Genomic DNA, 21,456 nt, shown 5'->3' with positions numbered 1-21,456 from the left:
CCGGCCTGAACGGCGCGCGGAGACCCGCCGTTCAGGCGGGGCTCAGATGCCCGAGGCGCCGGAGCGATCGACCCCTGTCCAGCCTGTCAGCGCCACGACGCTCGCCACAAACCGCCCGCGCAAGGGGCGGGCAACACGCCTCGAGAATCTCCCCACACATCGGCGATGAATCTATTTTCGCGTCGGCCGGGAATAGATCGAAGCAGGCCGCGGTATTCGCAGGGACGGCGTCGATTTCCGACGCTCATCCTTGGAGTGATGCCCATGCGCAGCCAGTTCGAACGTCGTGACTTCCTCAAACTCGCCGGCCTGGGCGGCGCGGTGCTGGCCAGCGGCCTGGGCCCGTGGGGCCGGGCCATGGCCGCGGCCGGCCAGGACTTCAGCTTCGTGCAGATGACCGATACCCATTGGGGTTTCGAAGGCCCGCCGAACCCGGAGGCGCACAACACGCTGCGCAAGGCCGTCGCCGCGGTCAACAGCCTCGACCACCAGCCCGACTTCATCATGTTCACCGGCGACCTGACGCACGCCGCGTCCGACGACAAGGAGCGCCAGCGCCGCATGGAGGAGTTCAAGTCCATCGTCGGCGAGCTGAAGGTCAAGGACGTGCGCTTCATCCCCGGCGAGAACGACGCCGGCCTCGACAACGGCGAGATGTACAAGCACATCTTCGGCGACGGCTTCTACAGCTTCGACCACAAGGGCGTGCACTTCGTCGCGCTCGACAACGTCTCCGACCCGAACGGCCTCATCGGCGAGAAGCAGCTGGAATGGCTGCATGCCGACCTGGCGAAGTTCGACAAGTCCGCGCCGGTCGTCGTCTTCGCGCATCGCCCGCTGTTCGACCTCTATCCGCAATGGGACTGGGCGACCAAGGACGGCGCCAAGGCGATCGACATCCTGACGCCGTACCAGAACACCACCGTGTTCTTCGGCCACATCCACCAGGAGCACCACGAGATGACCGGCAAGATCGCGCACCACGCGGCCGAGTCGCTCATCTTCCCGTTCCCGCTGGCGGGCTCGCAGCCCAAGCGGACGCCGGTGCCCTGGGACGCCGCGCATCCGTTCAAGGGCCTGGGCTACAACGCCGTCGCCGAGCACGCCGGCACGGGCAAGCCGACGACGCACCCGCTCGCCTGAGAGCCTCGTCCATGAGCAAGACCCTTGCGACGATCGTCGCCGCCGGACTCGCCGGCGCGGTGGCCGCGGCCCACGCTGCCGACCCGGCGGCGGTCGCGCGCGGCAAGTACCTGTTCGAGGCGAGCGACTGCAGCGGCTGCCATGCCGGCAACGGCACCAGCGCCGACCCGTCGGGCGGCCTCGGGCTCGACACGCCGTTCGGCACGTTCCGCGCGCCCAACATCACGCCCGACAAGCGCTACGGCATCGGCAGCTGGAGCCAGGCCGAGTTCCAGCGCGCGCTGCGCGAAGGCGTCGGCAAGCACGGCGAATACCTGTTCCCCGTCTTCCCGTACACGTCGTTCACCCGGCTCACCGACAGCGACACCGCCGACCTCTACGCCTACCTGATGACGCTGCCGCCCGTGGCCGCGCCCGACAAGCCGCACGCGGCGAAGGCGCCGTTCGACTGGCGCCCGTTGCTCCTGGGTTGGCGCACGCTGTTCTTCAGCGAGGGCGTCAAGGCGCCCGATCCGACGAAGAGCGCCGAGTGGAACCGAGGCGACTACCTCGTCCACGCCGTCGGCCACTGCGGCGAGTGCCACACGCCGCGCAACGCGCTCGGCGCGATGAAGGCCTCGATGGCGTTCTCCGGCAACGTCGGCGGCCCCGACGGCCAGAACGCGCCCAACATCACCTCCGACGTCGCGACGGGCATCGGCGACTGGTCGGTCGCGGACATCCAGAACTTGCTCAAGACCGGCATGACGCCGGACTCCGACCTGGTGGGCTCGGGCATGAAGGCGGTCGTGCGCGGCACGTCGAAGCTGACCGACGCCGATCGCCATGCGATGGCGGTCTACATCAAGAGCCTGCCGCCGATCCACGTCGACCCGCCTCCGAAGCCGCCGGCGAAGAAGTGAGTGCGAGGCCACGACGGCGCCGACCTTGCTCGCGAAATTGCTGTTCGGGGTCATGTTTTGCCGCGCACACAAAATTCCTGACAGGCTCCCTGTCAGAGGCACGTAGGGCGGGTTAGCCGCAGGCGTAACCCGCCATATCGGCCAGTCGGCAACGCCGGCGAACGGCGGGTTACGCCTGCGGCTAACCCGCCCTACGGGTGGCGTCGCGCTCAGAGCGGATAGCAGACGAGGCGGTCCTCGCCGACCATGGTCGCGCACTGCGCGGCCTTGGCATCCCGGACGGCCTGGGCCGCCACCGGGTCCTGCGGCGTGGTCGGAGCGAACTGCGCGCAGCCGGCCAGGGCCAGCAGCGCGGAGGCGATGAAGAAGAGACGCATGGTTTTTCCTTGAGGGGGTGGACGATGTCGCGGCGCTCGCAGCCGATGCTTCCTGCGTCGCTACCTTCCATACCCGCGCGACACTGGCGATATTTCGGGCGCGCCCCGAAGCGCCGCGGCGCCCAGGGCCTCTGCGCGCCACGGGAATAACGGCGCGTGTCGCGAGGTAGGTTTCATCGATGGAATCCAACTTCGAATCGCAGCGGCTGAGCGCCTTCCTGGACGGCGCGCTGGACGAGTCGCAGCAACGGGCGACGCGCGCGGCGCTGCGCTCCGACGCCGGCCTGCGCTCCGAGCTGCACGCGTTGAGGCGGGTGCGCGACGCCGTCCACGCGCATGCCGTCCTGTACCCCGCGCCGGAACGCCTGGCCGAGCGGCTGCGCCTCGCCGCCGTCCTCGCGCGCGGGGCCGCACCCGCGCCGCGTCCCGCGCGATGGCGGTTTGGATGGGCGCGGGCTGCCGCGGCGATCGCGGTCGCCGGCCTCGCGGCGTGGGGCCTGGTTGCCTTCATGCCGAAGGCCGACCCCGATGAGCGCCTGATGGACGCCGCCGTCACGAGCCATGTCCGCGCCACGCGCCAAGCTCGCCTCGTTGACCTGTCGTCGCCCGATCGCGGGGCGGTCGCGGCGTGGCTGTCCACGCGGCTGCCGTTCTACGCGTCGCCCGGCGCCGACAACAGCGTGGTCGAGGCCGGGCTGCTGGGTGGCCGCATCGACAGCCTGGAGGGACGATCCACGGCAGCGATGGTCTACCGTCTCGACGGCCACGTCGTCGATGTCTTCGTGCTGCCGATGACGACCGGCGACGACGCCGTCAGCACGAGCTCGCTGCGCGGCTACACGGTGAGCCACTGGACGCACGGCGGGCTGCGCTGGTGCGTGGTGTCCGACCTGTCGCGAAAGCCGCTGGCCGCGTTCGTCGAAGGACTCAGGCAGGCCGTCGACGCCTCCTGAGCACGATGTCGAAATCCATCGACAATGCTCCTCCCGACTGCAGTCACATTCTCCCGATGACTCACTGGATTGGCTGGCTGGAACTCCTCGCGGAGCAGGCCCTGCTCGCGGCCGCGCTGCTGGTGGTCTTCGACGGCTGCCGCCGGCTGGTGCGCGAGGGCATGACGCGCCGCGCCGCGCTGATGGTCGCGATCGGCCTGATCCCGCCGGTCGCGGACGCCTGGTTGAACCTGAACGTGATGCACTCGGTGCGCGCGCTGCAGGCCGACAAGCTGGCCGCCGTCGCGCTGCACGGCCGCGAGCCCGCGGGTGGCTGGGAGAAGGCCGCGTCATCGCCGGAGCAGCGCACGGCGCTGAGCTACCAGGCGGCCACGGTGGCCTACCTGTTCGAGGGCGGCCACATCGCGGTGGTCGACGCGCAAGGCGCGCGCACGCCGTTCGTGCCGGCGCCGGACCAGGAGCGCGCGCGCGAGCAGTTCGTGCGCGACGAGAAGGCCGCCGAGTCCGCGGCACAGGCCTCGTACGAACGCGGCCTGCGCCTGTTCGCCGAGGCGGCCGCATTCATGCTGGCGGGCGCCGCCGTCGGCTGGCGCCAACGCCGGCGCGCGTGACGCGCAGCGGACTCACGCGGCGTTCAACGCGTCCGCGTGGAAGCGCAGGTGATCCTCGACGAAGCTGGCGATGAAGAAGTAGCCGTGGTCGTAGCCGGGATGTCGACGCAGCGTCAGCGACTGTCCCGCGGCGCGGCAGGCGGCCTCGAAGCGATCGACGTGCAGCTGCTCCGCCAGGAACTTGTCGGCCAGGCCCTGGTCGACCAGCAGCGCCGGCGCCCGAGCGCCGGACTTCACGAGCTCGGTGGCATCGTGCGCGGCCCAGGCGGCGCGGTCGTCGCCGAGATAGTTCGTGAACGCCTTGACGCCCCACGGACACTGCATCGGCGCCGCCACCGGGGCGAACGCCGACACGCTGCGGTACGCGCCGGGATGGCGCAGCGCGAGCGTCAACGCGCCGTGGCCGCCCATCGAGTGGCCGAACAGCCCCAGGCGGTCGGTGCGCCACGGAAAGTGCGCGGCCAGCAGCGCCGGCAGCTCGCGCGTGACGTAGCTCTCCATGCGCCAGCGCCCGGCCCACGGGGACTGCGTGGCGTCGAGGTAGAAGCCGGCGCCGTTGCCGAAGTCCCAGCTCGCGTCGGCGCCAGCGACGCCGGTGTCGCGCGGGCTGGTGTCGGGCGTCACCAGCATCAGGCCCAGCTCCGCGGCCGCGCGCTGCGCGCCGGCCTTGATCGCGAAGGTCTCCTCGGTGCAGGTGAGTCCGGCCAGCCAGACCAGCGCCGGCACCCGCGCGCCCGCGATCGCCTGCGGCGGCAGGAACACGCCGACCTTCATGGCCAGGCCGATCGTCTCCGACGCGTGGCGATAAAAGCCCTGCAGGCCGCCGAAGCAGGCGTGCTCGGACAGCGTCTCGAGGTCGGCCATCTCAGTACACGACCACCGAGCGGATCGACTCGCCGCGCTCCATCAGCTCGAAGCCGTGGTTGATCTCCTCGAGCTTGAGCGTGTGCGTGATCAGCGGGTCGATGGCGATCTTGCCGTCCATGTACCAGTCGACGATCTTCGGCACGTCGGTGCGCCCGCGCGCGCCGCCGAAGGCCGAGCCCTTCCATTCGCGGCCGGTGACGAGCTGGAACGGCCGCGTCGAGATCTCCTGGCCCGCACCGGCCACGCCGATGATCACGCTCTTGCCCCAGCCCTTGTGGCAGCACTCGAGCGCCTGGCGCATCAGCGTGGTGTTGCCGACGCATTCGAAGCTGTAGTCCGCGCCGCCGTCGGTCAGCTGCACGATGGTGTCGACGACGTTGGGCACGTCCTTCGGGTTGATGAAGTCGGTCATGCCGAACTGGCGCGCCATCGCCTCGCGCGCCGGGTTGATGTCGACGCCGATGATCTTGCCGGCGCCCACCATCTTCGCGCCCTGGATCACGTTCAGGCCGATGCCGCCGAGGCCGAACACGACGACGTTGGCGCCGGCCTCCACCTTGGCCGTGAACAGCACCGCGCCCACGCCCGTCGTGACGCCGCAGCCGATGTAGCAGACCTTGTCGAACGGCGCGTCCGGGCGGATCTTCGCGAGCGCGATCTCGGGCACGACGATGTAGTTGCTGAACGTGGACGTGCCCATGTAGTGCAGGATGGGCCGGCCGTCCAGCGAGAAGCGGCTGGTCGCGTCCGGCATCAGGCCGCGGCCTTGCGTGGAGCGGATCTGCTGGCACAGGTTGGTCTTGCGCGACAGGCAGAACTTGCACTGGCGGCATTCCGGCGTGTAGAGCGGGATGACGTGGTCGTCGCGGCGCAGCGTCGTCACGCCGGGGCCGACGTCCACCACCACGCCCGCGCCCTCGTGGCCGAGGATGGCCGGGAACAGGCCTTCGGGGTCGGCGCCCGACAGCGTGAACTGGTCGGTGTGGCAGATGCCGGTGGCCTTGACCTCGACCAGCACCTCGCCGGCCTTCGGGCCTTCGAGGTCGACGGTCTCGATGCTCAACGGGGCGCCGGCCTTCCAGGCGACGGCTGCACGGGTCTTCATGGCGTTTCTCCAGGATGGCTGCGAGGCATATGAGGGGTCGCTAGACTCGCCGCGACGGCGCCGACACGACCGAGCGCGCAGGGTAGCCCAAAACTCATGAACATTCGCAGACTGTCCGCATCCGATGCCCCGGCCTTTCGCGACTTGCGCCTGGCCGCGCTGCTCGACACGCCCGAGGCCTTCGCCACCAGCCACGTCGAGGAGCGCGACCTGCCGCTGGCGGCCTTCGAATCCCGGCTGGTCGAGGCGCCGGGCCAGGCGGTCTTCGGCGCGTTCGACGGCCACGCCCTGGTGGGCATCACCGGCCTGGCGCGCGAGGTCCTGCTGCAGGCCGCCCACAAGGCCCAGGTCTGGGGCATGTACGTGGCCGCCGGCGCGCGCGGGCATGGCGTCGCGCGCGAGCTGATGCAGGCGGCGCTGGCGCTCGCGCGAGCGACACCGGGCATCGCCAAGGTCACGCTGAGCGTCGACGCCGCCAACGTGGCCGCGATCGCCTTGTACGAATCGCTGGGCTTCGTCGTGTTCGCGCGCGAGGCCGATGCGACCCGGCTGCACGGCGAGTCGCGCGACGAGCTGCAGATGCACCTGCGCTTCGCGCCGGCCTCGTCGTAGCCGGCGCAACATCATCCCTAGCTTGGCAGCCGCACGCGATTGACGACGACAGGTCCAGCTCCGACGATCCTCCTCCAATGCGCCCATTTCCGACGAGGCGCGGCAACGTCAGGAGCCTCCGCGATGACGACGATTCGTGCAACCGGCGAGAGCGGCTGAATGCCGGACAAGACGACCCTCAGCGGCCAGTTCCTGCGCCGCGCCGAGACGCTGGCGGAGTCGCTGCGGCTGCGCGATCCCGTCGGCGCCCTGAGCCACCTTCCCAGCGAGCGGCTCAACCTGCTGTTCGTCTGCAGCCGCAACCAGTGGCGCAGCCCGACGGCCGAGCAGGTGTGGCGGCGCGATCCGCGCGTCAACGCGCGTTCGGCGGGCACCTCCAGCGGCGCGCGGCACCTGGTCTCGGAGACCGACCTCGCGTGGGCGGACGTCGTCCTCGTGATGGAGGACAAGCACAAGTCGCGGCTGCTGTCCGAGCATCGCGCGCTGCTGCAGCACAAGCCTTTGTACGTGCTCGACATCCCCGACGACTACCGCTACATGGATCCCGAACTCGTCGCGCTGCTGGGCGCGCCGGTCGCGGCCCTGCTGGGCCTGGATCAATGACCGCCGAAGCGGTCGACGCCGGCCTGTCGCTGGGCTGGCGCACCGACCTGATCTTCGCCCGCTTCGACGGCCAGGTCGCTGACCGTGGCAGCCACCTGCGCGTCCTGACGCCCGCCAACCCGACCTACTGGTGGGGCAACTTCCTGCTGTTCCAGCACGCGCCGGGGCCGGGCGACTTCGAGCGCTGGATGGCGCTGTTCGACGAGGAGATCGCGTCGCGCCAGCCGGCCTCGCGCCTTCGGCGTCGACGTGCCCGGGCGGCTCGCGCTGCCGAACGAGTTCGCCGCCGCGGGCTTCGAACTCAACGAGGCGACCGTGCTGACGCTGACGCGCGAGCGGCTGCGCGCGTCGCCCAAGCGGCTGCCCGCGGGCGTCGAGTTCCAGGTGCTGGACCTGGCGCGCGACAGCGCCGCCGTCGTCGACAAGCAGGTGGCCGTCGACGAATCGCGCGACGAGCCCGCGGGCTATCGCGCGTTCGCCGAGCGCCAGATGCAGCGCTACGCGGCGATGCAGCGCGCCGGGCTGGGACATTGGCTCGGACTGGTCGCGAATGTCGACGGCCGCCCCGTGCTGGCCGCGTCCTGCGGCCTGTTTCGCGACGCCGCGAGCGACGAGCGGCTCGGCCGCTTCCAGTACGTGTCCACGCATCCGGCCTGGCGCCGGCGCGGCCTGTGCACGGCGCTCGTGCACGCCGCCTGCCGCCACGGCTTCGAGGCGATGGACCTGCGCACGCTGGCGATGGTGGCCGATCCGACGGACGTCGCCATCGATGTCTACGAATCGCTGGGCTTCCGGCGCGGCGTCAGCACCTGGCAGTTCGAACGCGCGCCGCGTTGATCAGGCCGGCCGCTTCGGGACGTCGAGGCCGCGCACCACCGCCGGCCGCTCGAGGAAGGCCGCAAGCACGCGCTTGACGTTGGCGAAGTCGTCGAAGCCCACCAGCCCGCCGGCCTCGTAGAAGCCGACGAGGTTGCGGATCCACGGGAAGCTCGCGATGTCGGCGATCGTGTATTCGTCGCCCATGATCCAGCGGCGGCCTTCGAGGTGCTTGTCCAGCACGGCGAGCAGGCGGCGCGACTCGGCGACGTAGCGGTCGCGCGGGCGCTTGTCCTCGTAGTCCTTGCCTGCGAACTTGTGGAAGAAGCCGAGCTGGCCGAACATCGGGCCGATGCCGCCCATCTGGAACATCACCCACTGCAGCGTCTCGTAGCGCGCGGCGTCGTCGGCGGGCATCAGCTGGCCCGTCTTGCCGGCGATGTAGACGAGGATCGCGCCGGATTCGAACAGCGCCAGCGGCCTGCCGCCCGGCCCGTTCGGATCGATGATGGCCGGGATCTTGTTGTTCGGGTTGAGCGACAGGAACTCGGGCGACATCTGGTCGTTGGCGTCGAAGCGCACCAGGTGCGGTTCGTAGGCCAGGCCGGTTTCCTCGAGCGCGATCGACACCTTCACGCCGTTGGGCGTCGGCAGCGAATACAGCTGCAGGCGGTCGGGATGGGCCGCGGGCCACTTCTTCGTGATCGCGAAATCGGAAAGATCGGTCATCGTGAAAGCCTCCAGGTCGAAACGAGCGGCGATTCTGTTCTGCCGCGGATGACCTTGCCGGCGCGGGACTACTCCGACAGCGAGTCGCCGGCGTCCGCCCGCCCCTCGCGTTGAAAACGCGAGGTTGCGTCCTCCAGACGCGGCTTGCGCTTGAAACGAGGCAGGTTCCAGCGATAGCGCAGCGACAGCATGCGCAGCGCGAAGCACGCGGCGACCGCGCCCCAGGTGAGCGCGGGCGACTCGAGTCCCAGCAGGTCGCCGCCGGTCGCGATGGCCGCACCCACCAGCGCGGCCGAGGCGTAGATCTCGCGCTGCAGGATGACCGGCACGCGATTGAGCAGCACGTCGCGCGCGACGCCGCCGCCCACGGCCGTGACCATGCCCATCAGCACCGCGACCTCGCCGTTCGACCCGGACAGCAACGCCTTCTGCGCGCCGGTGACGGCGAACAGCCCCAGGCCCAGCGTGTCGAACAGCACCACCGGATGGGCCAGGCGTTCCACGAGCCCGTGCGACGCCATCGTCAGCACCGCGGCCACGACGGCCGTGGCCAGGTAGCGCCAGTCCGCGAGGCCGGCCGGCGGGATGGCGCCGATGCACAGGTCGCGCAGCACGCCGCCGCCGCAGGCCACGGTGAACGCGACGACGAGCACGCCGAACCAGTCCAGCCCGCGCTCGCGCGCCGCTGCCGCGCCGCTGAGCGCGAACGCGAAGGTGCCGGCGAGGTCGAGGACCGTGAACAGCGCGTGGCCGTTCAGCATCGCCAGCGAGAGTGCGGGCGCGCTCACGCGTCTGCGACGTCGCTGCCGGGCTTGTCGGCCGGCGGCAGCTTCTCGCGACGCGGCGGCTCGATCGGGTCGCTGGCGGGGAAGGTCTCGTTCAGCGCCTCGTCGAGCAGTTCGTCGTCGGACGGCGCGGGCGAGGCGGGCGGTTGATGCGTGATCTTGGGCATGGGCTGTCTCCGTCGATGGGGATCAGAGCGCCGAGCCGGGCGGCATCGGACGCGACGGCAGCGGGATGAACTCCGTCTCGCCCGGCACTTGGGGGAAGCGCTGCTCCGACCACGCGGCCTGGGCCTCGAGGATCAGGTCGCGGTCGCTGGACACGAAGTTCCACCAGATGAAGCGCGGCGCGTCCAGTGGCGGGCCGCCCAGGAACACGACGTGCGCGGGCTCGGCGCCGGCGGTGAGGCGCGCGGATTCCCCGGCGTCGAAGACGATGAGGTGCTCCCTGGACGTGGCGGCCTCGGCGCCGTCGGCGCGCACCTCGCCTTCCAGCACGTAGGCCGCGCGCTCGGCGTAGTCGGCCTCCAGCTCGATCGAGGCGCCGGCGTCGAGATGGACGTCGACCAGGAACATCGGCGACGTCAGCGCCACCGGCGACGCCGCGCCGAACGCCTCGCCCAGCACGACGCTCGCGCGCGCGCCCGGGCGCGTCACGCGCGGGATCGCGTCGGCGCCGTGGTGCGCGAACGCAGGCGGGCACTGCTCCAGCTCGAGCGGCAGCGCGACCCAGAACTGCAGGCCCCACAGGCGCGGGCCGTCGGCGCGCAGTTCGTCGGGCGAGCGCTCCGAGTGCACGATGCCGCGCCCGGCGGTCATCCAGTTGACCTCGCCGGGGCGGATCGGCACGACGCTGCCCAGGCTGTCGCGGTGCAGGATCGTGCCCTCGAACAGGTAGCTGACCGTCGCCAGCCCGATGTGCGGGTGCGGCCGCACGTCCATGCCCGTGCCCGGCGCCAACTGCACCGGGCCGAACTGGTCGAGGAAGACGAAGGGCCCGACGGCGCGCCGCTGGGCGCTCGGCAGCGCGCGGTGGACGAGGAAGCCGTCGCCGAGATCGGACGGGCGGGGCGTGATCACTTGCATGGGAGGCCTTCCGGGCGTTGAAGAGGCGATTCGGCCGATGGTAGCGGCCCGCCGCGACGCCTGCGCGAGCAGGGTGAACACGACAGGACTGCGGTTTGCCAGGGAACTCTACAGATGCAAGGTCGATGATCCATGTTGCAGTTCCTCAAGACGTTGCGCTGGCCGCCCCGGCGGCTGGTGCTGTGGCATTCGATCGCCGCCATCCCGATGGCGACGGTCGTGGTGCTGGGCGCCTACCTGTCCTATCACTACCACCAGCTCACGATCGAGAACCGCGAGCGGGTCGACCGCGCCTACCAGGTGCTGGACGTCGTCGACGGCCTCTACATCTCGATCCAGAACGCCGACGTGGCCGAGCGCGACTACATCATCACCGCCGACGACGCGCACCTGGTGGCGTTCAAGGCCGCGTTGAAGTCGGAGAGCGAGGACTCGGAGAAGCTGCGCGAGCTGCTCGTCGCGAGCAAGACGCAGGAGGCCAACCTCGCGAAGATCGACGTCGCGGTGGCGGCCAAGCTGTCCGAGCTCGGCGAGACGATCTCGCTGCGCCAGAGCCAGGGCTTCAACGCGGCCCAGGCCGCGATCCGCAACGGCGACGGCGGCCAGGCGATGGCGGCGCTGCGCCAGCAGGTGACGGTGCTGGCCGAGAACGAGCGCCGCTTCCTGATGCGACGCCAGGCCGCCACGCGCGAGCACGAGCGCGACACGCTGCTGGTGGGCATCTTCATCGCGGCGCTGTCGGTCACGGTGCGCATCGTCATCGCGCTGGGCATCCGCCACGTGCACTCGCGGCGGCAGGCGGCGATCGGCGAGGACGGCGAGCCGGCCGAGGCCGCGGCTGACGCCGGCGCCGACAAGGACGACGAGTCGTCCGCGAAGCCCGCGACCGCCTAGGGCCGTTCACACTGATAACGTGCCCGCGTGGCCAGGCGGAAAGCCCGCCTGCAAGGCGCGAGCGCGCAGGCGTGGCGGGCCCGCGTCAGGCGATTGCCGATCCCGCAGGCGCTACCCGCGGCGCCTCACTTCGCCGTCGCGGTGGTGGCCGGCGCCGCCGCGACCGACGAGCCGAGCGTGAGCGACAGCTTGTCCAGCACGTCGTCGATCGGGATGAAGATGTTGATGCCCTGCGCGTCCAACCGCATGGCCGACATGCCGATCACGCGGCCATTGGCGTCGATCAGCGGGCCGCCGCTGTTGCCCGGGTTGACGGCGACGTCGCTCTGCAGATACGGCACGCCTTCGAACACGCGGCGCGCGCTGAGCACGCCGCGCGTGAGCGTGCCGCTGAGCGATTGCCCGAACGGCGAGCCGACCGCGTACACCACCTCGCCGACGACGCCGCCGTCGGGGCGCAGCGCCAGCGCCTCGCCGCCGACTGGATCGGTGTGCAGCAGGGCCACGTCGCGCACCTTGTCGACGCGGATCACCTCGCCGACCAGGCTGCGTCCGGTGGACAGCTTGACGCGCACGAACTTGTCGTCGCCGACCACGTGCTTGTTCGTCAGCAGGTAGCCTTGCTGCGAGATGTAGAACGCCGAGCCCGATCCGATGCCGCTCTCGACGGTGGCCACCGCGGCGAGGATCTTCGGCGTGCCCTTGTCGACACCGCCGGCGACGACCTGGCCGGGGTCGAGACGCAGCGCGGCCTGGGCCTGCGCCGGCGCCGTCTCTGCCATGCCGCCGGACTTGATCACCGCGACGAACGCCGGGTCGGCCAGCAGGTTGTCGACGAGGCCCGCCATCACGGCGGCGTCGAATTCCTTCTCGGGGATGTCCTTCGACGACGCGAAGGAGTTCTCGATGACGGCGGAGTAGACCACTTGCTGGCGCCGCACGGAGAAGACTTCCCACTTGACCTTGGAGTAGGCCGAACCGCTCTGGTCCTTGTCGCCGCAGGTGCGGTAGTCGAAGGCCATCAGCGTGGCGCCGATGCGGTAGTCGGTGCCGTTGTTGCCCTTGTCGTCGAAGACCGAAATGGCCTCTTCGGGCGTCGAGAAGCCGTAGCGCACCACCTCGGCCTTGAATGCCTTGTCCACCGAGAAGTGCAGCCACTCGTCGATCTTCTTGTTGTACTGCAGCTCGCGGCCCTCGCTGCAGAACACGCCCGGCTTGACCTCGCCCACGACGTCGTTGGGCGGGATCACCGTCTTCCACTTCGAGAATTCCATCACCCGGCCGCCCGGCGGCAGCTCGATCTTCGTCGGCGTGCGCGTCAGGCCTTGCGGCTGCGGCTTCTTCAGGTCGATGTCGGTGGCGTGGGCCGCGATCAACGCGCCTGACAGGAGCAGCGTGCTCGCGAAGGAACGGGCGAACGTGGACGGGAGATCGGCGGGACGTCGGGTCATGCGTGAGGCGGGCGCGTTGATGAGTGGCGAGATTATGCAAGCGCGCCCGCCGCGCCACACTCAGTGTCCGCCCGCAGCGCCCCCGGCCACGCCGAACGGCGGGCGGGTCAGCCACACGAAGCCGATCAGCAGCGCGAACAGGATCGCGATGCCCCAGAACACCTCGCTCGTCGCGATCATCGCGCTCTGCGCGTGGATCACGCCCTGCAGCTGCGCGTAGCCCGCGTTGCCGGCGACGCCGCCTTGCGCGAGCGTGTCCAGGTACGACGTCGACGCGGTGCCGTTGGTGGTCAGGTTCTCCGCCAGCCGCACCTCGTGGATCTGCGTGCGGTGGTCCCACAGCGTCGTCACGATCGCCGTGCCCATGCTGCCCGAGAGCGTGCGGAAGAAGTTCGAGAGCCCCGACGCCGCGGCCATGCGCTGCGGCTGCACGCCCGACAGCAAAATCTGGTTGATGGGGATGAAGAAGAACGCCACCGCGATGCCCTGCACCAGGCGCGGCAGGAAGATGTGGCCGATCGAGGTGTCGAGGTCGAAGGTCGAGAACCAGTAGGCCGTCGCGCCGAAGATGACGAACGCGAGGCTCGCGCCGACGCGCAGGTCGAAGCGCTGGATGTTCCTGCCGACCAGCGGCGAGACGATCAGCGCGAAGATTCCAACCGGCGCCGTCGCGATGCCGGCCCACGTCGGCGTGTAGCCCATCACCGTCTGCAGCCACAGCGGCAGCAGCACGGTCATCGCGAAGAACGCCATGTAGCCGAGCGCCATCGCGATCGTGCCGAAGCGGAAGTTGCGCGTCCTGAACAGCGTGAGGTCGACGATCGGGTGGCCGTCGGTCAGCTCCCAGATGATGAAGAACGTCAGGCCGACCACGGCGACCACGGCCAGCGTGGCGATCACGTGGGAGTTGAACCAGTCGAGGTCGTTGCCGTTGTCCAGCATCAGCTGCAGGCTGCCCACGCCGATGAACAGCGCGACGAGGCCGACGATGTCGATCGGCTGGTGGGCCGTCGGCGTCTCGCGATGGCGCAGCAGCGTCCACGCGGTGAAGGCCGCGAACAGGCCGATCGGCGCGTTGATGTAGAAGATCCAGGGCCAGGTCGCGTTGTCGGTGATCCAGCCGCCCAGCAGCGGCCCGAAGATGGGCGCGACGACCACCGTCATCGACCACAGCGCCATCGCCATCCCGCGCTTGGCCGGCGGGTAGTTCTGCAGCAGCAGCGTCTGCGACAGCGGCACCATCGGACCCGAGACCAGGCCTTGCAGGAAGCGGAAGCCCACCAGCATCGGCAGGCTCGTCGCCAGGCCGCACAGCGCGGAGGCGAGCGTGAACAGCAGCACCGAGACGACGAAGGTCCGGACCTCGCCGAAGCGCCGCGCGATCCAGCCGGTCAGCGGCACCACGATGGCCGCGGCCAGGCCGTACGACGAGATCACCCACGTGCCCATGTTCGGGCTGACCGCGAGGTTGCCGGCGATGGTGGGCACGGCGACGTTGGCAATCGATGTGTCGAGCACCTCCATGAACGTCGACAGGGCGACGGCGATGGTGAAGATCGGCAGCAGGTGCGCGGGCAGGGGCGCGTGCGCAGGCGCGGGCGCCGCGGGCCTTGGCGCATCCTCCGCGGGGAGCGTGGCCGCGGTGCTCACTGCGCGCTCCCGGCTTCCTGCGCGATCAGCGCGTCGGCGCGCGTCTCGGCGGTCTTCAACTGCGCGTCGAACACGGGCGTCGTGAAGTTCGCGCCGGGCAGGGCCATCGCGGGCTTCTGCTCGTCGCTGCGCGAGTGCGTGTCGATCGTGACGTCCGTCGACAGCCCCACGCGCAGCGGATGCGCCGCGAGTTCCTTCGGGTCCAGCGCGATGCGCACCGGCACGCGTTGCACCACCTTGATCCAGTTGCCGGTCGCGTTCTGCGGCGGCAGCAGCGAGAACGCGCCGCCCGAGCCGGCTGCGATGCTGGCGACGACGCCGTGGTATTCGACATGGCCGCCATACAGGTCGGTGCCGACGGTCGCGGGCTGGCCGACCTGGATGTGGCGCAGCTGCGGCTCCTTGAAGTTGGCGTCGATCCACGCGCCCTGCAGCGGCACGACGGCCAGCAGCGCGGCGCCCGGTGCCACGTGCTGTCCGACCTGCACCGAGCGGCGCGCGACGACGCCGTCCATCGGCGCCTGCACGTCGTTGCGCTGCGTGGCCAGCGAGGCCTGCACGTAGGCGGCGCGGGCGCGCAGCACCGCCGGGTTCTGGCGCAGCGTGATGCCGGCGACCGGAGCGCGCGTCGTCGCGAGCGTCTTCTCGGCGACGGTCAACGCGTCCTGTGCAGCGGCCACGCCCTGCTTCGCGTGCTGCAGGTCTTCCGCGGCGATCGAGTCGGTGCCGGCGAGCTGCGTGCGGCGCGCGAGGTCGTCCTGCGCGCGCTGCAGGTCGGTGCGGCGCTGCGCGACGACGGCCTGGCCCTGGTCGACCGCGCTCTGCTGCTCGCGCACCTGGCGCACCGCCAAGCCGAGCTGCGCGCCGGCGTCTGCGAGTGCGACGGCGGCGTCGGAGTGGTCGAGCGTGATCAGCGTCTGGCCGGCCTTGACCGGCTGGTTGTCGTCGGCGCCGAGCGCGGTGACGGTGCCGCCGACCTGCGCGTTGACGTAGACGAGGTTGGCCTGCACGTAGGCGTCGTCGGTGCTCTCGCGGTACTGCGCGTAGCCCAGCACCCAGACGGCGTAGGCGATGGCCGCGAGGCCGAAGGTGGTGCCGGCGATCAGCAGCGCCTTCGCGCGCGAGCCCTTGCTGGCGGGTTCGGGCGTAACGGGGGTGGTATTGGTGTCGGTCATGGTGTCGTCTCTTGTTCGATGGGAGGGAGGTTCACGGGGCGGTGCTGGCGACCGTCGCCGAGGACGGCAGCGCGCCGCCGAGGGCGTGGTCGAGGTCGATGCGGGCGAGCAGGGTCTGCAGGCGCAGGCTCAGTTGCTGGTCCTGCAGCCCGGTCAGGACGAGCTCGTCGACGAGGCGCGCCTGGCCGTCGATGAGGCCGGCCTGCTCGCGCGCGCGGGCGCTCGCGAGGTCGTGCTCGCGCGCGCGCACCTGCGCGGCGAGCGGCGCGGCCTCGCGTTGGGCGCCCTGCATGCGCACGCTCGCATCGTTGACGTCGCCGACGGCCTGCTGCAGCGCCTGGTCGTATTGCGCGACGGCCAGCGCGACATCGGCGCGCTTCGCGTCCAGGCCCGCGCGCAGCCGGCCGGCGTCGAAGATCGGCAGGTGGATCGCGGGCGTCGCGGCCAGCTCGCGGTTGGAGCCGTGCAGCAGCGAGCCCAGCGCGAGGGAGTCGAAGCCGGCGAGGGCGCTGATGCTGATGTCGGGGTAGAACGCGGCACGTTGCGAGTCGACGTCCTTCAGCGCGGCCTGCACGCGATCGCGCGCGGCGGCGATCTCGGGGCGGCGCGCCAGCAGGTCCAGGCGGACGGCGGCGTCGGGCAGCGCGGCCGGCGTCGGCAGCGGCATCGGGACGAGCGCCGGCAGCGCGTGGACGCCGACGAGCGCCTGCAGCTGGCGCTCGGCCTGTGCGCGCTGCGTCTCGAGCTGCACGATGTTCTGGCGCGGGGCGGCCGCGTCGGCGTCGAGCGGCGCGAGGTCGGAGCCGGGCGCGAGGCCGGCGCGCACGCGGCGGGCCTGGCGCTCGAGCAGCGCCTGGCGCTGCGTCTCGACGGTCTGCGCGATGCGCAGGTGCTGGTCGGCGGCCTGCCACTGGAAGTAGGTGCGCGCGACGCCGGTGGCCAGCGTGGCGGCGGCGGCCTGCGCGTCGGCGCGCGAGGCGGCCGCGCGGCCCAGCGCGGCGTCGAGCGCCTTGCGGTTGCGGCCCCAGAAGTCGAAGTCGTAGGAGAAATCGAGCGCGACATGGCCGCTGGTGCGCGTCGAGCCGGCGATCGGCGGCGGGTAGAGGCCGTGTTCCGGATAGCGCTCGCGCGTGGCCTGGCCGTCGAGCGACAGGCTGGCGCCGGCGGCCGACTCGGTCTCGCCGGCGGCGGCATCGGCCTGGCGCACGCGCGCCTGGGCGACGGCCATCGTCGGCGAGTCCTGCAGCGCCAGCGCGACGAGGCGCGTGAGCTGGGCGTCGCCGTAGTCGCCGAGCACCGGCGCGGCGCTGGCCGCGGGCGCGGACGCCGCCGCATCGGGCACGAGGTCGGCAGTGCGCGCGGCGGCGAAGGTGGGCGGCGCGTCCTTGGGCGGCAGCGGCGCGCAGCCGGCGAGCCCGAGCATCAGGACGGCCATCGCTACGGGCAGCAGGCGCTTCGCGTGATTTCCGTGGAAATAGTCACTTGATAGATAGTTCATTTTGCAACCATTAGGGTAAAAAAAGGGCACCCGGTGCACGGATGCCTTCAGGGTTCAGAGTTCGTTGGCCAGAGCTTCGGAAAACTGGGTCAGCAACTGCTGCAGCGTCGCCTTCTCCGTCTTGGTGAACGTGCGCTTGTAGAACTCATCGGCGTTCTGCCGCAGTTGCGGCGCGATCGTGTTGAGCAGGCTCATGCCCGAGTCGGTGAGCGAGAGATCGACGCGGCGGCGATCCTCGGCGTTGGGCACGCGCTTCATCCAGCCCTTGTCGACGAGGTCGTCGCAGATGCGGGTCATGTTGCCGCGCGTCTCGCCCGTGGCGTCGCTCAGCTCGGACGGGTTGGCCAGGTTCTCGGCGCGGCTGTACAAGGCCATCATCGTCATGTAGGGCAGCGGCGTCAGGTCGTGCGGCTCGAGCAGGTTGCCCAGGCGCTCGTGCATCATGACGTTGCAGGTGCGCATCAGGATGTAGATCGCGATGTCGCCGACGCCGCCGGCACCGGCGCGGCTGTGGGCCCGCTCGGCGGCCGCCATGCTCTGGGCGGAACGATTGCGTTCTTGATTGTTCATGATGAGATAGTAACGCATGCAACTATCGCAGGCAAATGCCCCTGCCGGCGTCGGGTGCTTCCGCAGGGCAGGCGGGATGCCGGGCGGGGCCGCCGTCAGCCCGGCTTGGCCGACGCGTCGCGCGCCCGGTATTCCTGCAGCGACCAGCGCCTGAGCACGCCGTTCGCATCGAACAGGATCACCAGTTCCTTGATCGGCCGATCGAGCCGGGCGACGATCAGGTTGACGTAGGGCACGTCGTCCCAGCCCTTGGCGATGCCCTCGCGGTACGCGTAGTGCCAGGTCTCCATGCCGCTGTCGAAATGGATGACGGCACCGTCGCCGAGCGCCTGGCGGACGTCGTCGCGCGTCGTCCGGCCAGGCACGAGCAACGCCTGGGCGTGCACCGCGTCGAGCTGCACCAGGCGACCATTGCCGACGGTGCTGCAGCCCGCCAGACACAGGGCGATCGCGGCGGAGGCCAGCAGGCGCTTCATGGGGCCGGCTCGGGTTGCGGATCGTCCATGGCGTCGAACATCACCTGCGTGTCGTCCGGCCACGACCTGTCTTCGAGCGGCAGGAAATACGCGCGATCGCGCAGGGCATGGGGCCAGTCGAACAGGCCGGCGAGCGTCATCGTGCCGGTGCTGCCGTGCAGGTAGCTGTAGGGCAGAACGCGCCGCCGCATGCCAGAGACCAGCGCCACGCCGAAGATCGGCCGCTCCGCGAACCAGACCTCGGCGTCGTCGAGCCGGCACAGCTCGTCGCTGGCGTCCAGGATGGCCGACACCGGCGTGCGCAGGCCGCGCTGCAGGTTGCCGTGGAAGGTGTCGGCCTCGCACTCGAGGCGCAGGTCGCCGAGGCGACCCTGGCCGGCGGGCACGCCCGGCGAGCGCACGTCGACCTTCCAGGCGACGGCGCCGTCGGGCAGGTTGGTCTGCAGCAGCGCGCCGCGGTCGGCGAGGGCGCGCGTCCAGTCCGGCGACAGCGTGAAGCGTTGGTGATCGTCGAGCGGGACTTCCGTCCGCTGCCGGCCGTCGACGAGGAACAGGCGCAGCCGATCAAGATCCTTCGCGTCGAGCCGAGCGTAGAGCCGGAAGGCCAGCGCCGCATCGGGCGCGAGCGCATGGTGGCGCTCGAAGGCGTCGCGCGCGCTCAGCAGTTGCGCCAGCGTCTTCTCGTCGCGCGCCCCGGGCAGCCGCGCGGTCACTTCGACTTGCTGCTCTGTCGGCGCACCGGCTGCGGATGTCGCGCACCAGGCCGGCGCTGACAGCAACACGAGGACGAGCAGCAGGAGTCGCATGACCGTCGCGAGCAACCGGCAATCCTGAAAAAAAGGGCGCGTGCCCCTCGCGGAACACGCGCCCTTCAGGCAGCGCTCACGCCGCCAGTGCCTGGCGCTCGCGCACCGGCGCCACGTCGTAGTGGCTCGTCTGCATCGAGTACTGCGCCCGGCCCGAGGTCATGGCGCGCAGGTGGCCGATGTAGCCGAACATCTCCTTCAGCGGCACCGTCGCGGTGACGACGGACGCGTTGCCGCGCTGCGTCTGGCCTTGCACGTTGCCGCGCCGGCGATGCAGGTCGCCGATGACGTCGCCGAGGTGGTCGATCGGCGTGATCACCTCGACGGCCATGATCGGCTCCAGCACCAGCGGCGTCGCGCGGGCGGCGCCTTCGCGGAACGCGGCCGCCGCGGCCAGCTCGAAGGCCAGCGACGACGAATCGCGCTCGTGGAAGCTGCCGTCCAGCACGGTCGCCTCGAAGTCGACGGTCGGGAACCCGGCGGCGACGCCCACTTGCGCGGCGCGGCGGATACCGGCCTCGATCGCGGGAACGAACTCGCGCGGGATCGCGCCGCCGACGCTCTCGTTGACGAAGCGGAAGCCCTCGCCGCGCGCCAGCGGCGCCAGACGCAGCTTCAGTTCCGCGAACTGGCCGGGGCCGCCGCTCTGCTTCTTGTGCACATGATGAACCTCGCTCTCCGTCGAAATCGTCTCGCGGTAGGCCACCTGCGGGCGGCCCACCGTCACGTCCACGCCGTGCCGCGCGCGCAGCTTCTCGACCGAGACCTCGAGCTGCAGCTCGCCCATGCCGGACAGGATCGTCTGCCCGGAGTCGGCGTCCTGCCGCACCTTCAGGCTCGGATCCTCGCGCAGCATGGCCTGCAGCGCCTTGCCGAGGCTCTGCTGGTCGGCCTGCGTCTTCGGCTCGATCGCGACGTCGATCACGGGATCGGGCACGCTGATCTCCTCCAGGTGAACCGGATGGGACTTGTCGGCCAGCGTGTGGCCGGTCAGCGTGTCCTTCAGCCCGACGACGCCGGCGATGTCGCCCGCGACAAGCTCGTCCTTCTCGATGTGCTTGTCCGCGTGCACTTCGTACACGCGCGAGATGCGTTCGTTGCGGCCGGTGGACGCATTGAACACGCTCGCGCCGCGCGCGAGGCGCCCGCGGTACACGCGCACGAAGGTCATCGCGCCGTGGTCGTCGGCGACGACCTTGAACGCGAGGGCCGCGAACGGCGCATCGGGATCGGCATTCAGCAATTCGTCTTCATGATTCACTTCTCCCGGCCGCGGCAGGTAGTCCACCACGGCATCCAGCAGCGGCTCCACGCCGCGGTTCTTGAAGGCCGAGCCCGCCAGCACCGGCACGAAGGCCGCGGCCAGCGTGCCCTTGCGCAGGCAGGCCTGCAGCGCCTCGAGCGACACCTCCTCGCCGCGCAGCCACGCGTCCAGCGTCGCGTCGTCCTGTTCGACGATCGCCTCGACCAGGCGCGCCCGCGCACGCCGCGCCTCATCGAGAAGCTCGGCGGGCACGTCGGCCACGCGGTACGGTTCGCTCGCGTCGTCCTTGTCCCAGACGAGCGCGCGCATGCGCAGCAGGTCGACGACGCCGCGGAAGTCGCCCTCCGCGCCGATCGGCAGCTGCAGCGGCAACGCCGCCACGCCCAGGCGCTCTTCCATCATTGCGACGACGCGCGCGAAGTCCGCCCCCGTGCGGTCGAGCTTGTTGACGAAGGCGATGCGCGGCACGCGGTACTTGTCCGCGAGGCGCCAGTTGGTCTCCGTCTGCGGCTCGACGCCGGCCACGCCGTCGAACACCACGACTGCGCCATCGAGCACGCGCAGCGAGCGGTTGACCTCGATGTTGAAGTCGATGTGCCCCGGCGTGTCGATCAGGTTGATCTGCGTGCCGTTCCAGTGCACCGTGATGGCCGCGCTGTTGATCGTGATGCCGCGCTTGCGCTCCTGCGGGTCGAAGTCCATGCGCGTGTTGCCGTCATGCACCTCGCCGATGCGATGGTTCTCGCCGGTGTAGAACAGGATGCGTTCGGTGGTCGTGGTCTTGCCCGCGTCGACGTGCGCGATGACGCCGATGTTGCGCAGGTTGCGAAGACGAGTGGTGTTCGTGGTCATGGTGAATCTTTCGAGGGCGCGTTGCTCGCGCCGCCAGGTGTGCTGTCTTGTCGCAGCCGCCGCCCGGCGATTCACCGGAGGGTCAGCTGCTGGTTCGAGTCCCGTGGCCGGAGCACGGGCGTGGGTCATCCACGTCCCGGCGGTCGGGAATCGTGGCGATCAGCTTGTCGTACGTGCGCATGGCGAGCCTTGCAGGTGGATGGAATTTCAGCAGCGGAAAAAACGAAACCCCGG

24 protein-coding genes are annotated in these 21,456 nt (G+C 70.6%); 8 read left to right on the top strand and 16 right to left on the bottom strand.

Going from position 1 to position 21,456, the window contains the following annotated elements; genetic code table 11:
* Window positions 1–264: 264 nt before the first annotated feature.
* Window positions 265–1,143 carry a metallophosphoesterase gene (locus LPC04_RS05475; RefSeq protein ID WP_275681170.1) on the top strand — a complete coding sequence of 293 codons (879 nt, stop codon included), beginning with the start codon at window positions 265–267 and terminating at the stop codon, window positions 1,141–1,143.
* A gap of 11 nt (window positions 1,144–1,154) precedes the next feature.
* Complete coding sequence (locus LPC04_RS05470; RefSeq protein WP_275681169.1) at window positions 1,155–2,045, top strand: cytochrome c; 891 nt, start codon at window positions 1,155–1,157, stop codon at window positions 2,043–2,045.
* Window positions 2,046–2,254: 209 nt separating this feature from the next.
* Here the strand turns inward: LPC04_RS05470 and LPC04_RS05465 are convergent, their stop codons facing one another.
* A complete protein-coding gene (locus LPC04_RS05465; RefSeq protein ID WP_275681168.1) occupies window positions 2,255–2,422 on the bottom strand; it encodes a hypothetical protein in 168 nt (55 codons plus the stop codon).
* A gap of 179 nt (window positions 2,423–2,601) precedes the next feature.
* On the opposite strand from LPC04_RS05465, the gene LPC04_RS05460 reads away from it, so the two are divergent.
* Complete coding sequence (locus tag LPC04_RS05460) at window positions 2,602–3,375, top strand: anti-sigma factor family protein (protein ID WP_275681167.1); 774 nt, start codon at window positions 2,602–2,604, stop codon at window positions 3,373–3,375.
* 56 nt (window positions 3,376–3,431) lie between these two features.
* Entirely contained in the window at window positions 3,432–3,986 is a 555-nt protein-coding gene (locus LPC04_RS05455) for a hypothetical protein (RefSeq protein ID WP_275681166.1), read from the top strand.
* Window positions 3,987–3,998: 12 nt separating this feature from the next.
* On the opposite strand, the gene fghA is transcribed toward LPC04_RS05455, so the two are convergent.
* Both fghA and LPC04_RS05445 read right to left on the bottom strand, forming a co-directional pair.
* Entirely contained in the window at window positions 3,999–4,850 is an 852-nt protein-coding gene (fghA, locus tag LPC04_RS05450) for an S-formylglutathione hydrolase (protein ID WP_275681165.1), read from the bottom strand.
* 1 nt (window position 4,851) lies between these two features.
* The gene (locus LPC04_RS05445) at window positions 4,852–5,958 is read right to left on the bottom strand and encodes an S-(hydroxymethyl)glutathione dehydrogenase/class III alcohol dehydrogenase (RefSeq protein ID WP_275681164.1); all 1,107 of its coding nucleotides are present in this window, start codon (window positions 5,956–5,958) and stop codon (window positions 4,852–4,854) included.
* Between the two features lie 96 nt (window positions 5,959–6,054).
* On the opposite strand from LPC04_RS05445, the gene LPC04_RS05440 reads away from it, so the two are divergent.
* Both LPC04_RS05440 and LPC04_RS05435 read left to right on the top strand, forming a co-directional pair.
* Window positions 6,055–6,570 (top strand): GNAT family N-acetyltransferase, encoded by a 516-nt coding sequence (locus LPC04_RS05440; protein ID WP_275681163.1) that lies wholly within the window; start codon window positions 6,055–6,057, stop codon window positions 6,568–6,570.
* A 249-nt stretch (window positions 6,571–6,819) separates the two neighbouring features.
* Window positions 6,820–7,173, top strand: a complete 354-nt coding sequence (locus LPC04_RS05435; protein ID WP_275681926.1) for a low molecular weight protein tyrosine phosphatase family protein — start codon at window positions 6,820–6,822, stop codon at window positions 7,171–7,173.
* On the opposite strand, the gene LPC04_RS05430 is transcribed toward LPC04_RS05435, so the two are convergent.
* Window positions 7,167–7,478, bottom strand: coding sequence for a hypothetical protein (locus LPC04_RS05430; RefSeq protein ID WP_275681162.1), 312 nt, complete (start codon window positions 7,476–7,478; stop codon window positions 7,167–7,169). The two genes, LPC04_RS05435 and LPC04_RS05430, sit on opposite strands and share 7 nt — an antisense overlap.
* 10 nt (window positions 7,479–7,488) lie before the next feature.
* On the opposite strand from LPC04_RS05430, the gene LPC04_RS05425 reads away from it, so the two are divergent.
* The gene (locus tag LPC04_RS05425; RefSeq protein ID WP_275681161.1) at window positions 7,489–8,010 is read left to right on the top strand and encodes a GNAT family N-acetyltransferase; all 522 of its coding nucleotides are present in this window, start codon (window positions 7,489–7,491) and stop codon (window positions 8,008–8,010) included.
* Here the strand turns inward: LPC04_RS05425 and LPC04_RS05420 are convergent, their stop codons facing one another.
* From LPC04_RS05420 to LPC04_RS05405, 4 genes are all read right to left on the bottom strand, one after another.
* Complete coding sequence (locus LPC04_RS05420; RefSeq protein ID WP_275681160.1) at window positions 8,011–8,718, bottom strand: glutathione binding-like protein; 708 nt, start codon at window positions 8,716–8,718, stop codon at window positions 8,011–8,013. It abuts the gene before it with no gap.
* A 68-nt stretch (window positions 8,719–8,786) separates the two neighbouring features.
* Window positions 8,787–9,506, bottom strand: coding sequence for a trimeric intracellular cation channel family protein (locus tag LPC04_RS05415; RefSeq protein ID WP_420854697.1), 720 nt, complete (start codon window positions 9,504–9,506; stop codon window positions 8,787–8,789).
* Window positions 9,503–9,670 carry a hypothetical protein gene (locus LPC04_RS05410; protein ID WP_275681159.1) on the bottom strand — a complete coding sequence of 56 codons (168 nt, stop codon included), beginning with the start codon at window positions 9,668–9,670 and terminating at the stop codon, window positions 9,503–9,505. The genes LPC04_RS05415 and LPC04_RS05410 overlap by 4 nt, the downstream gene beginning before the upstream one ends.
* Window positions 9,671–9,692: 22 nt before the next feature.
* Window positions 9,693–10,586: a pirin family protein gene (locus LPC04_RS05405; protein WP_275681158.1), complete on the bottom strand. Its 894-nt coding sequence runs from the start codon at window positions 10,584–10,586 to the stop codon at window positions 9,693–9,695.
* 132 nt (window positions 10,587–10,718) lie between these two features.
* Here LPC04_RS05405 and LPC04_RS05400 point away from each other — a divergent pair, with 132 nt between their 5' ends.
* Window positions 10,719–11,480 carry a CHASE3 domain-containing protein gene (locus LPC04_RS05400; RefSeq protein WP_275681157.1) on the top strand — a complete coding sequence of 254 codons (762 nt, stop codon included), beginning with the start codon at window positions 10,719–10,721 and terminating at the stop codon, window positions 11,478–11,480.
* Window positions 11,481–11,605: 125 nt separating this feature from the next.
* Here LPC04_RS05400 and LPC04_RS05395 read toward each other — a convergent pair whose 3' ends face one another.
* The 8 genes from LPC04_RS05395 to fusA form a co-directional block, all read right to left on the bottom strand.
* Window positions 11,606–12,931 (bottom strand): S1C family serine protease, encoded by a 1,326-nt coding sequence (locus tag LPC04_RS05395; protein WP_275681156.1) that lies wholly within the window; start codon window positions 12,929–12,931, stop codon window positions 11,606–11,608.
* Window positions 12,932–12,991: 60 nt separating this feature from the next.
* Window positions 12,992–14,581 carry a DHA2 family efflux MFS transporter permease subunit gene (locus LPC04_RS05390; protein ID WP_275681155.1) on the bottom strand — a complete coding sequence of 530 codons (1,590 nt, stop codon included), beginning with the start codon at window positions 14,579–14,581 and terminating at the stop codon, window positions 12,992–12,994.
* Window positions 14,578–15,756: an HlyD/EmrA/EmrK family protein gene (locus tag LPC04_RS05385; protein WP_275681154.1), complete on the bottom strand. Its 1,179-nt coding sequence runs from the start codon at window positions 15,754–15,756 to the stop codon at window positions 14,578–14,580. Before LPC04_RS05385 ends, LPC04_RS05390 begins: the two co-directional genes overlap by 4 nt.
* Window positions 15,757–15,787: 31 nt before the next feature.
* Entirely contained in the window at window positions 15,788–17,191 is a 1,404-nt protein-coding gene (locus tag LPC04_RS05380; RefSeq protein ID WP_275681153.1) for an efflux transporter outer membrane subunit, read from the bottom strand.
* 117 nt (window positions 17,192–17,308) lie between these two features.
* Window positions 17,309–17,824: a MarR family winged helix-turn-helix transcriptional regulator gene (locus tag LPC04_RS05375; protein ID WP_275681152.1), complete on the bottom strand. Its 516-nt coding sequence runs from the start codon at window positions 17,822–17,824 to the stop codon at window positions 17,309–17,311.
* Window positions 17,825–17,919: 95 nt separating this feature from the next.
* Window positions 17,920–18,300, bottom strand: coding sequence for a hypothetical protein (locus LPC04_RS05370; RefSeq protein WP_275681151.1), 381 nt, complete (start codon window positions 18,298–18,300; stop codon window positions 17,920–17,922).
* Window positions 18,297–19,106 carry a hypothetical protein gene (locus LPC04_RS05365; RefSeq protein ID WP_275681150.1) on the bottom strand — a complete coding sequence of 270 codons (810 nt, stop codon included), beginning with the start codon at window positions 19,104–19,106 and terminating at the stop codon, window positions 18,297–18,299. Before LPC04_RS05365 ends, LPC04_RS05370 begins: the two co-directional genes overlap by 4 nt.
* A 76-nt stretch (window positions 19,107–19,182) precedes the next feature.
* A complete protein-coding gene (gene fusA / locus LPC04_RS05360; protein ID WP_275681149.1) occupies window positions 19,183–21,222 on the bottom strand; it encodes an elongation factor G in 2,040 nt (679 codons plus the stop codon).
* Between the last annotated feature and the right edge of the window lie 234 nt (window positions 21,223–21,456).

Origin of the sequence: Scleromatobacter humisilvae (genome assembly GCF_023231945.1) — a bacterium.
GTDB classification, from domain to species: Bacteria; Pseudomonadota; Gammaproteobacteria; order Burkholderiales; family Burkholderiaceae_C; genus Scleromatobacter; species Scleromatobacter humisilvae.
This window is presented reverse-complemented; position numbering and strand designations above follow the sequence as displayed.